This is a genomic window from Brevibacterium linens ATCC 9172, assembly GCF_900169165.1.
Lineage (GTDB): Bacteria > Actinomycetota > Actinomycetes > Actinomycetales > Brevibacteriaceae > Brevibacterium > Brevibacterium linens.
Genome location: NZ_FXYY01000013.1, coordinates 64,165 through 75,093 on the forward strand (window position 1 = coordinate 64,165; position 10,929 = coordinate 75,093).

Genomic DNA, 10,929 nt, shown 5'->3' on the forward strand with positions numbered 1-10,929 from the left:
TCGGATACTTATCGACTGTGACTTCGACAGATCCCGCCGCGAATGCGGCACAGACACCATCCGCATCCACTCGTGACGGGCAGGCGGCGATGCCGACTCCGCGCATCGTCTCCTCCGCAGCCGATATCCACTCGATCCTCGCCGAATTCGGCTCCCAGGGGACGAAGACGACGGCCGTGATCATTCTCGCTCTCGGCGGGATCTTCATGGATGCCTACGACTTCTCCTCTCTGGCCTTCGGCATCACCGCCATCCAGGAGCAGTTCGGCCTGAACGGCTTCATGACCGGACTCGTCAACGCCGCGATCATGGTCGGAGCCGTCATCGGCGCACTCTTCGGCGGATACCTCGTCGATCGGTTCGGGCGCTACAGGCTCTTCATGGCCGATATGGTCTTCTTCGTCGTCGCCGCCATCGGCTGTGCCATGGCACCGAACGAATGGGTCCTCATCGTCTTCCGCTTCGTCATGGGCATCGGCGTCGGACTCGATCTGCCGGTGGCGATGGCGTTCCTCGCCGAATTCTCGAAGCTCAAAGGCAGAGGCAATCGCTCACAGCGTGTCAACGCCTGGTCGCCGGCCTGGTACTTCGCCACTGGTATGGGCTACGTCATCGTGCTCATCATCTTCATCACCCTGCCGTATGACCAGCATGCGATCCTGTGGCGCATCGTCGTCGGCTTCGGTGCTGTGCCGGCCCTCATCGTCCTCCTCGTCCGCCGCCGCTACCTTGCCGAATCACCCGAATGGCTGGCCAACCAGGGCGACCTGCGAGGCGCCGTCGAAGTCATGCGCAGCCACCACAACCTCAACGTCGAACTCGCTCCCGCCGACGCCCGCAAGGCCCCGAACGCTTCGTCCGCCCCGGTCAAGGGCGGACGGTGGGCCGGCTTCGCCGAACTCTTCTCCCCGCGCTACCGGGTGCGCACGATCGTCGCGCTCTGCGTCTCCGTGTTCTCGACCTTCGGCTACAACGCCGTCGCCTACGGCACCCCGCTCATCATCACCACGCTCTTCCACCAGACCCCGCTGGTCACGATCATCGCCTCACTGGTCATCAACCTGGGCTTCGGAACGATCGGCGGCCTGTTGGGCATGAGCATCGTCAACCGCTTCGGCACCCGGAAGATCACCCTCATCGGATTCGTCATCCAGGCTCTGGCTCTGGGAACGCTGGCCCTGGTGGGCATCCCGAACGGGGCTCTCGTCCTCGTCGCCGTGGCCATGCTCGCGGCCTTCGTCTTCGCTCAGGCCGGCGGGCCGGGAGCGAACCTCATGAACTATGCGACCCTGTCCTATCCGACGCGGCTGCGCGGAATCGGCATCGGATTCAACCAGTCTGTCCTGCGCGCGTTCTCGATCGTCTCGCTCATCATGTTCCCGATCCTCGCGGCGTCCCTGGGCACCGGAGTGTTCTGGATCGTCGCCTGCGCACCGCTGGCCGGCGCGATCGCCGTCGGCATCGTCGCCTGGGACCCGACCGCCAAGGACGTCGAACACGAGAGCTGAGAGTCTCGCTGAGTGTTCTCGCCTCACCACTGTGTCTGTCGCCGACGACCGGCTGAAACGCCCAAGACCAGGGGAAACGGCCAAACAGAGCATGAATGGTATGCCATTACACGAAGTGGCATATCGGCTGTGGTGCGATCGCGTCCCCGTCCAGGCGGTCGTGGCCGATCGGCGCGAATAGAGGGGCTAGGCGAAATCTCCCGGCGCGATTCATTGCCACCGGGATGTGAGCTGGGTTACTCTGAATTCGTCAGATGGCCGTGCCGCAGTGCTGTGTTTACTTTTTTGGTATCCCAGTTGGGCATTGATCGGATCCAAGGAGTGGACTGCATGAGGAAGACCGAGTCGGCGGAGGCACCCGTGCCCACCCGCCTGGGGCCCAGCCCCGATCAGCTGGCGGCTCACCGCATCAGTCCGCGCTTCTACAATGCGGACCTCGCCCCGTCCCGTAAGAAGGGGCGCAGCTGGACGGCCTACAGCGTCTTCACCCTGTGGGCCAACGATGTCCACTCCCTGGGCAACTACGGGTTCGCACTGGGACTCTTCGCTCTCGGCCTCGGAGCCTGGCAGATCCTCGTGGCGCTCCTCGTCGGTGCCGCTCTGCTGTTCTTCCTGCTCACCCTCTCCGGTTTCATGGGATACAAGACGGGAGTGCCCTATCCGGTGATGAGCCGGATCTCCTTCGGCATCCATGGGGCCCAACTGGCCGCCTCGGTGAGGGGCATCGTCGCCATCGCCTGGTTCTCATCTCCGCCGTCATCGGCTTCGTCATCCTGCCGTGGAACCTGTACGACTCACCGGTGGTCATCGTCTACTTCCTCGGCGGACTCGGCGCCCTGCTCGGACCCCTCTTCGGCGTGATCATGGTCGATTACTGGGTGGTGCGCAGAACGAAGGTCAATGTGCCCCAGCTCTACACCGAGGCCGGAGACGGCGAATACTTCTACCACCGCGGCGTCAACTGGCGAGCCATCGGAGCCTTCATCCCCGCCTCGGCGATCTCGCTGGTCTTCGCTCTTGTGCCTGCATTCGCCGGCTTCTCCGAGTTCTCCTGGTTCTCCGGTGCCGCGATTGCCGCGCTCATCTACTTCGTCATCGCCCGCCGCGACTTCACCTTCCGTGAGGTCGACGGTGAGGAGATCGCCGTCCCGACCCACCACTGATCGGAGCCGACCTATGAGAATCCTCGTCGTCAACGTCAACACGACCGAGTCGATGACCGAAGGCATCGCCCGCGCGGCACGGCAGGCCGCCTCGGCGGGAACCGAGATCATCGGTCTGACTCCCGACTTCGGCGCCGAATCCTGTGAAGGCAACGTCGAAAGCCATCTTGCAGCCCTCGGCGTCATGGATGCGGTTCTGAAATACCCCGGCGAGTTCGATGCCGTGATCCAAGCCGGGTACGGCGAGCACGGCCGCGAAGGCCTGCAGGAGCTGCTGGACGTGCCGGTCATCGACATCACCGAGGCGGGGGCGGCCCTGGCGATGTTCCTCGGGCGTCGCTTCTCGGTCGTCACCACGCTCGATCGGACCGTTCCGCTCATCGAGGACCGACTGCTGTTGGCCGGCTTCGACGCCGACTGCGTGTCCGTGCGGGCATCGGGGATGGCCGTGCTCGAGCTCGAGGAGAACCCGCAGGCCGCGATCGAGGCGATCGCCGATCAGGCCGCCGAGGCGGTCGACCGTGACCGTGCCGAAGTCATCGTGCTCGGCTGCGGGGGAATGGCGGAGCTCGGCGAGACGATCACGCAGCGCAGTGCCGTGCCCGTCGTCGACGGAGTCACGGCCGCTGTGCGCCTGGCCGAATCTCTCGTCGGACTGGGGCTGAGCACGTCGAAGGTGCGCACCTTTGCTCCTGCCCGGGAGAAGAAGCTCAGCGGCTGGCCGTTCGGTCAGTCGGCGCCGGCCGAATCTCCAGTGGCCGAATCCTCAGTGGGATCTCCGGCGGCGGGATCGGCGGCAGGATCTTCGCCGGCGGCAGGATCGGCTTGACCCTCGAGGGGACCGGATCGGGCCAACCGCTTCGAATGCTTGTCGTGCTGCTCCTGGCTCGTCCCCAGGTGGCGGCCGGCCAGTGACCCGGCCAGCGCCTGATCCCGGCGGGCGATGGCGTCGAAGAGTTCGGCATGCTCGGTGGCGACGACGGCAAGGTCATCATGTTGGCTCAGCTGCCACCGCATCCGCGAATCCAGCAGGGCACCGATCTCACCGAGGAGTTCATTGCCCGAGAGCTCGGTGACGATGGCGTGGAACTCCGCGGCACAGCGATGGGCACCGGCGACGTCCCCGGCGTCGGCGAGCTCCCGGCCCTTGAGCATCGTGGCCTCCAACCGGGCCAGCCCCTCCCTGGTATGGCGCTGAGCGGCGAGTTCGAAGGAGAGGACGTCGAAGACCGTGCGCACCTCGTTGAGGTCGGCGATGTCGCTGGGGGAGAACTCCCTGACCGTCGACCAGGTGTTCGGACGGTTCGTCACCAGCCCTTCCGAGGCCAGCTTCTTCAGCGCCTCGCGGATGGGCACCCTGGAGACGCCGAGCTCGGTGGCGAGGTTGCGTTCGACCAGACGCGAACCCGGTCGACGATGGCCTTCGATGATCTCATTGCGCAACGCCTCCGTGACTCGAACGGTCTCCGACTGGGGACTCTCAGCAGACTTCATCCGGTCCCTCACCGTGAGCGCTTCATGGCGCGGCCCAGAGTATCGAGCCCGACCGAGCCGAGTCCCAATGCCCGAGTGTGGAAGTCCTTGAGATCGAAGTCGGATCCTGCCGCAGACTTCGCCTCGTCACGGTACTGCTCCCACAGCCGCTGACCGATCTTGTAGCTCGGTGCCTGTCCGGGCCAGCCGAGGTAGCGGTCGAGCTCGAAGGCCAGGAACGATCGATCCATGGCCACATTGTCGGTGAGGAACTGCCAGGCTTTCTCCCGGTTCCAGATTCCTCCGCCGAGGCTCTCAGGTGCCTGAAGACGCAAGTGGAAGCCGATGTCGAGGACCACGCGAGCGGCACGCAGCCGCTGCGAATCGAGCATGCCCAGATAATCGCCGGGGTCGTCGAGGAATCCGAGATCGGCCATGAGTTTCTCCGCGTACAGTGCCCACCCCTCACCGTGGCCGGACACCCAGCACATGAGGCGGCGCCAGCGGTTGAGTGTGTCGGAGACGTAGGTGGCCTGGCCGACTTGCAGATGGTGGCCGGGCACACCCTCGTGGTAGACGGTGGTCTTCTCCTGCCAGGTGGCGAATTCGGTGACGCCTTCGGGCACCGACCACCACATGCGGCCGGGGCGGGAGAAGTCGTCGGTCGGGCCCGTGTAGTAGATGCCGCCGGTGGCCGAGGGCGCGATCATGCACTCGATCGTGCGCACGGGTTCGGGAATATCGAAATGGGACTTGCCGAGTTCGCGGATGGCCTCATCGGCCACGTCCTGCATCCAGGTCCGCAGCGCCTCGGCGCCGTTCAGGGTCCGCTGCGGATCGTTGTTCAGCGCGTCCATGACCTCGAACGGATCGGCGCCGGGCATGATCGTCGCAGCCACCTCGCGCTGCTCGGCATCGATGCGCTCGAGTTCGCCGAGACCCCAGGCATAGGTTTCGTCGAAGTCCACCTGCGCACCGAGGAAGTCCCGGGAGTAGAGCGCATAGGCGTCGCGACCGCACGCTTCGTCCTCGCCGGCGGCAGGCAGCACCTCTTCGCCGAGGAAATCGGCCAGTCCCGCGGCGGACTTGCGGGCCGCCTCGGCGTGGGTGTCGAGATCCGAACGCAGAGCGTCGGGAACCTCGGCTCCGGCGACGAGACGATCGAAGTTGCTGCCGGGCTCGGCCAGGGCACGGGCCTGTTCGATGACCTTCTCGACCTGGATGCGGGCAGCGACGCGGCCGTTGTCGCGCGCCATCGCCAGGGATTCCTGGTAGCCGGCCAGCGAGCCGGGCACAGCGGCCAGAGTGGTCGAGATCGTCTCCCAATCGGCCGTGGTCTCCGTGGGCATGAGGTCGAAGGAGTCACGGACCTGCTGCAGCGGGGATTCGATGACATTGAGGCTGGCGTGCTTGATCCCGGCGGCGAAATAGTCCCGATCGACGCCGAGACGATCACGCATCGCGTCGATGGTCACGAGGTCGACATCGTCGAGGTCGGAGCCGGCCTCAACCTCATCGAGGCGGGCCAGGGTCCGGACGGTGACCTCGTTGACCGCGGAGAGCCCGGCCGGAGAGAAGTCGTCGAAGCCCTGCGCACCGTCGAGTCCGAGGTAGAGGGCGAGCGAGGGGGAGAGGGCGAGCATGTCATCGACGTAGTCTTCGGCGACCGCATCGACGGCGGAGGGGGTTCTCTTCTCAGTCATGATGACCACCCTATCGCGAGCTGAGTCACATCCGCGGTGGACCGGACCGCGCAATCGCGGGGAACCCGCTAATGTGTCACTGTTCCCCGCCGACAGCAGAAAGAGAGACCGAATTCCCGTGGCACGAGCGAAGCTGTGGACGAAGGACTTCATCGTCGGAATCGGGCTCAACCTGACGATGTCGATGGTCTTCTACCTGCTCATGACATCGATGGCCGGGTACGCGGTGGCACGGTTCTCCGCCGGTGAGGCCGCTGCCGGCTTCGCCTCCTCATCGTTCGTCGTCGGTGCCGTGATCGCTCGCGTGCTGACGGGCAAGTACCTCGACTTCATCGGTCGCCGCAAGCTGCTCATCATCACCATGGCGGTCTCCGTGCTCGCCTCACTGGCCTATATCTTCGCCGGCGACCTCACTCTGCTGCTGACGCTGCGCATCGTCCACGGAATCGCCTTCGGTGCCGGGAACACGGCGATCATGACGGCGATCCAGAGCATCATCCCCGCCTCTCGCCGAGGCGAGGGCACCGGATACTTCGGCACGGCGACGACCCTGTCGACGGCGCTCGGACCGTACCTGGGGGTCATCCTGCCCCGTGAGTTCGACTTCGTCATGCTCTTCGTCGCCTCGGCGTTCATGTCCGTCCTCGCCCTCATCTGCTGTCTCCTCATTCGGCTTCCGGTGCAGGAGATCAGCGACTACCAGCGGCGGACGAAATGGCATCTCAAGCTCGGCACCCTCGTCGACCGGGACGGACTGCGGATCGGCTCGGTCATGCTTCTGGCGGGCACCGCCTACGCCGCGGCGCTGGTGTTCCTCGCCGGATATGCGGCCGAACACGGCGTCGCCTCGGCCGCGTCCCTGTTCTTCGTGGCCTTCGCCGTGGCGTCGCTGTTCGCCCGCCTGTTCGTCGGCCGGCTGCAGGACACGCTCGGAGACAATGCGGTGATCTTCCCCGTCTTCATCGCCGATATCGCCGGCAACGTCCTGCTGGCGCTGTGGCCGACGATGACGGGCATCGTCCTGGCCGGAGTGCTCATCGGTCTCGGCTTCGGCTCCCTGATGCCATGCATGCAGGCCATCACCGTCAAATCCGTGCCGATGAACCGCGTCCCCGTCGCCACCGCGTCGTTCTTCCTGCTCCTCGACGCGGGGTCCGGCATCGGCCCCGTCGTCCTCGGCTTCCTCTACCCGTTCACCGGTGGAAACGGCATGTTCCTGGTCTGCGCCGGACTCGTCGTGGTCGCCATCGGCGTGTACGTGTGGGTGCACGGACGTCGCCGAGGCGGTCGCCCCGGCCGCGAATACCTCACCTGACACCCCTTATTGCTACCTGACGGCGGCCCAGCAACCTCGCGCCAGGTTGCTGAGCCGCCGTCAGGTAGCAACGGGGAGGGGTGGTCGCGATAGGCTTGAGTCCCCAAAGTCTGCCGCCCCGGGAGGATGAGGATGAAGTTCGCGCTCGCTCAGATCAACACCACCACCGAGGTGGCCGACAACCTCGAGAAGGTCCGTTCCCATGCCCGTCAGGCGGCTGCGACGGGAGCCCGGTTCGTCGTCTTCCCAGAAGCGACGATGTCGGCCTTCGGATCCGGACTGCGCGCCATCGCCGAGGAGCACACCGAGTCGTGGAGACAGGTGCTGAGTGAGCTCGCCGTCGAGACCGGGATCACCGTCGTCGTCGGCGAATTCGCGGCCACGGAAGACAAGGTCATCAACCTGCTCGCCGTCTATTCCCCTGACGGCCGGCGCAGCGACTATGCGAAGATCCACCTCTACGATGCCTTCGGCTTCAAGGAATCCGACACCGTCGCGGCGGGGGAGGAGCCGGTGCTCTTCACCGTCGACGGCGAGGACATCGGCCTGGCGCTGTGCTACGACATCCGCTTCCCGAAGCTCTTCGCCGAACTCAGCCGTCGCGGCGCACGCCTGACCGTCGTCGCCGCCTCCTGGGGTGCAGGACCGCGCAAGGCCGAACAGTGGGAGATCCTCGCCCGGGCCCGGGCCCTGGATTCGAACATGTTCATCGCCGCACTCGGCCAAGCCGACCCCGAAGTCACCGGGGTCCCGGTGCCGAAGAAAGGGCCGACCGGAGTCGGCCACAGTCTGGTCTCCGACCCCCTGGGTAAGGTGCTCAACTCACTCGACGGCGCCGAACGGCTCGAGATCGTCGACGTCGATCTCAGTGCGGCCGACACCGCGGCAGAGACGGTTCCGGTGCTCACGAACGCCAGACTCGGGTACTGACTGCGAATCGTGCGGCCGACGCATTTCCGGTGAAAATGCGCCGACTGCAATACTGTTCTCATGAGTTCTGGTTCAGAGGTCCAAGCGTCGCCGCCGGTCGAGGGTCTGCGCGAACGCAAGAAGCGCGAGCGCGGGCAGGCACTGCGCCGTGCAGCCATCGACCTCGCCCTGGAGAAGGGCTACCACAACGTCACCGTCGAAGACATCTGTGAGCGCTGCGGAGTCTCGCGGCGAACGTTCTTCAACTACTACTCATCGAAGGAAGAAGCGCTGCTCGGTCGTGCGGACACCGTCTTCGACGAAGAGGACCAACCGGCCATCGAGGAGTTCGAGGCCGGGGGACCCCATGGTCGCCTCGTCGCCGACCTCGAACATCTGCTCGCGTTCATCGTCGCCACCCGGATGGAAAAGCGCGACGACATGCATCAGTACCATCTCATGCTCAAACAGGACCCGTCGCTGATTCCGCTGCAGATGTCGCGGATGGGCAACAACGAACGGCTCTTCCGACAGATCATCCAACGCCGGCTCGACGGGACCTCCTCGGCGCCGGTGGATGTCATGGGGGCTCAAACCGGTGACGGCGTCGACGACGATATCGAAGTCTCTCCGCGAGCCGAGGCCGTCGCCGCCTTGGCGATGATGGCGCTCAAGGCGACGTTCACCCGGATGCGGCGGGTCGACGGCGATCCGGGCCCCGTGATCGACAGACTCTTCGACGAACTGCGCTCACTCTTCCGCGAAGAAGCCGTTTAGGGAGGCAGCCGACTGGAACTGAGGCCGTCGGTCGCCGCTGCCACTTGCGGCGACAGTCGGCACGCGAGTCCGACCCCGGTACGGGAGTCCGACGGTGGTCGGCGGCGGGGCTTCAGCGGCCCAGGTGCTGGTCCCAGGTCTGGGGGAGACGCCTGCGCACATTGCGGCGCGGTGCCCGGAAACCGGCCCGATCGCCTTTGCGGGTCTCGGACTCGGCCTCCGCGCTGGCCTGCTGAGCGGCGTAGGCGATCGCCACCTGACGGATCGCGACGACCGCAGCCACAGCCGCCGCACTGGCCATCTCGTCACTGATCGGTTCGCCGTCATCGGCGCGCACCTGTGACCGTCCTTCCACCGAGGGCAGCCGCAGCGCCTCGTCCGAGGTCGAGGCCGCCTCGGCGACGGAATCCTCACCGGGCACGGTCACCGAGGAGTCGACTTCGCCGGGCAGGTTCGCCTCGGCGCCGGTCTGCAGATCATCGCTCATAGGGGGATGTTACCGTGCTTGCGCGCGGGAGCGTCGACGTGCTTGTTCTTCAGCGCACGCAGGGAACGGACGATCCGGCTGCGGGTCTCGCTCGGCCTGATGACGGCGTCGATATAGCCCTCCTCGGCGGCCAGATACGGGTTGAGCAGCGCATCCTCGTAGTCCTGAATGAGTTCGGCACGTGCCGCTTCGACATCCTCACCGGCCTCTTCGACGGCCTTGAGCTTGCGTCGGTAGACGATGTTCGCCGCACCCTGAGCACCCATGACCGCGATCTGCGCGCTCGGCCAGGCGAGGTTGATATCGGCACCGAGCTGCTTCGACCCCATCACGCAGTACGCACCCCCGTAGGCCTTGCGGGTGATGAGGGTGACGAGCGGAACCGTGGCCTCGCCATAGGCGTAGATGAGCTTCGCACCGCGGCGGATGATGCCGCCGTACTCCTGATCGGTGCCGGGCAGGAACCCGGGCACATCGACGAAGGTGAGGATCGGCAGATTGAAGGCATCGCAGAGGCGCACGAAGCGGGCGGCCTTCTCCGAGGCATCGATGTCGAGGGTGCCGGCCAGCTGCATGGGCTGGTTGGCGATGATGCCGACGCTGACGCCCTCGACGCGGCCGAAGCCGGTGACGACGTTCGGGGCGAAGAGCTCCGAGACCTGCAGGAATTCGCCGTCGTCGAGGATCGTGGTGACGACGTCGAGGATGTCGTAGGGCTGCGAGGGCGAATCCGGCATGAGCGTATCCAGCGCCTCGTCCTCGGGTGTCAGCGACAGGTCGGAGACGAACTCGTCGGAATCGGCCGGATCGAGGTTGTTCTGCGGCAGGAACGAGAGCAGATCGCGGACATAGTTGAGCGCGTCATCCTCATCGGAGGCCAGGTAGTGGGCGTTTCCGGACACGGTGTTGTTCGTCCGTCCGCCGCCGAGCTCCTCATGGCCGACCGATTCGCCGGTCACGGTTTTGATGACGTCGGGACCGGTGATGTACATGTGGCTGATCTGGTCGACCATGATCGTGACATCGGTCAGTGCGGGGGAGTACACGGCTCCGCCGGCGGAGGGACCCATGATCAGCGAGATCTGCGGGATCACACCCGAGGAAGCGACGTTGAGGCGGAAGATCTCGGCGAAGAGCGCAATCGACCCGACGCCTTCCTGGATCCGGGCGCCGCCGGAGTCGTTGATGCCGATGATCGGGCAGCCGAGCTTGAGTGCGAGCTTTTGGACCTTGACGATCTTGCGTCCGTTCGCCTCGGCCAGCGACCCGCCGAGGACGGTGAAGTCGTGGGCGAAGACCGCGACGGTCTTGCCTTCGATCGTGCCCAGACCACAGACGACTCCGTCACCGTCGGGGCGGTTGTCCTGCATCCCGAACTGGTGATTGTGGTGGCGGGCGAATTCGTCGATCTCCTGGAAGGAGTCGGCATCGAGGAGATCCGCAATGCGTTCACGGGCGGTCTGCTTGCCGCGCTTGTGCTGATTGTCCACCGAGCGCTGATTGCCCGTGTGGGCGGCTTCCCTGCGCTGGGTGAAAGCGTCGATGCGCTCGGCTGTGGTCCGTGGAGTATCCGTCATGTCTCCACAATAACGAT

General features: G+C 65.5%; 9 protein-coding genes and 1 pseudogene. 6 read left to right on the forward strand and 4 right to left on the reverse strand.

The features are described 5' to 3' along the window. Window positions 1-17 precede the first annotated feature (17 nt). The 3 genes and pseudogenes from BLIN9172_RS11185 to BLIN9172_RS11195 all read left to right on the forward strand — a co-directional run bounded on the left by BLIN9172_RS11185 (window position 18) and on the right by BLIN9172_RS11195 (window position 3,500). Window positions 18-1,508, forward strand: a complete 1,491-nt coding sequence (locus BLIN9172_RS11185; protein WP_240812093.1) for an MFS transporter — start codon at window positions 18-20, stop codon at window positions 1,506-1,508. Between the two features lie 330 nt (window positions 1,509-1,838). After that, window positions 1,839-2,671 (forward strand): annotated as a pseudogene (locus tag BLIN9172_RS11190) (cytosine permease). A gap of 13 nt (window positions 2,672-2,684) precedes the next feature. Beyond that, on the forward strand, window positions 2,685-3,500 hold the full coding sequence (locus BLIN9172_RS11195) for an aspartate/glutamate racemase family protein (RefSeq protein WP_219618594.1): 816 nt from the start codon (window positions 2,685-2,687) through the stop codon (window positions 3,498-3,500). Here the strand turns inward: BLIN9172_RS11195 and BLIN9172_RS11200 are convergent. Both BLIN9172_RS11200 and BLIN9172_RS11205 read right to left on the reverse strand, forming a co-directional pair. Beyond that, window positions 3,401-4,165: a GntR family transcriptional regulator gene (locus BLIN9172_RS11200; protein ID WP_101555155.1), complete on the reverse strand. Its 765-nt coding sequence runs from the start codon at window positions 4,163-4,165 to the stop codon at window positions 3,401-3,403. The genes BLIN9172_RS11195 and BLIN9172_RS11200 overlap by 100 nt on opposite strands. Before the next feature lie 8 nt (window positions 4,166-4,173). Next, entirely contained in the window at window positions 4,174-5,847 is a 1,674-nt protein-coding gene (locus BLIN9172_RS11205; RefSeq protein ID WP_101555180.1) for a DUF885 domain-containing protein, read from the reverse strand. Window positions 5,848-5,965: 118 nt separating this feature from the next. Between BLIN9172_RS11205 and BLIN9172_RS11210 the strand changes: the two genes are divergently transcribed. From BLIN9172_RS11210 to BLIN9172_RS11220, 3 genes are all read left to right on the forward strand, one after another. Further along, window positions 5,966-7,162: an MFS transporter gene (locus tag BLIN9172_RS11210; protein ID WP_101555156.1), complete on the forward strand. Its 1,197-nt coding sequence runs from the start codon at window positions 5,966-5,968 to the stop codon at window positions 7,160-7,162. A 132-nt stretch (window positions 7,163-7,294) separates the two neighbouring features. Continuing rightward, window positions 7,295-8,092 (forward strand): carbon-nitrogen hydrolase family protein, encoded by a 798-nt coding sequence (locus BLIN9172_RS11215; protein WP_101555157.1) that lies wholly within the window; start codon window positions 7,295-7,297, stop codon window positions 8,090-8,092. Window positions 8,093-8,152: 60 nt separating this feature from the next. Beyond that, window positions 8,153-8,848, forward strand: coding sequence for a TetR/AcrR family transcriptional regulator (locus BLIN9172_RS11220; RefSeq protein ID WP_101555158.1), 696 nt, complete (start codon window positions 8,153-8,155; stop codon window positions 8,846-8,848). 112 nt (window positions 8,849-8,960) lie between these two features. On the opposite strand, the gene BLIN9172_RS11225 is transcribed toward BLIN9172_RS11220, so the two are convergent. Continuing rightward, the gene (locus BLIN9172_RS11225; protein WP_240812094.1) at window positions 8,961-9,335 is read right to left on the reverse strand and encodes a hypothetical protein; all 375 of its coding nucleotides are present in this window, start codon (window positions 9,333-9,335) and stop codon (window positions 8,961-8,963) included. Then, on the reverse strand, window positions 9,332-10,912 hold the full coding sequence (locus BLIN9172_RS11230; RefSeq protein WP_101555159.1) for an acyl-CoA carboxylase subunit beta: 1,581 nt from the start codon (window positions 10,910-10,912) through the stop codon (window positions 9,332-9,334). Before BLIN9172_RS11230 ends, BLIN9172_RS11225 begins: the two co-directional genes overlap by 4 nt. Window positions 10,913-10,929: the final 17 nt, after the last annotated feature.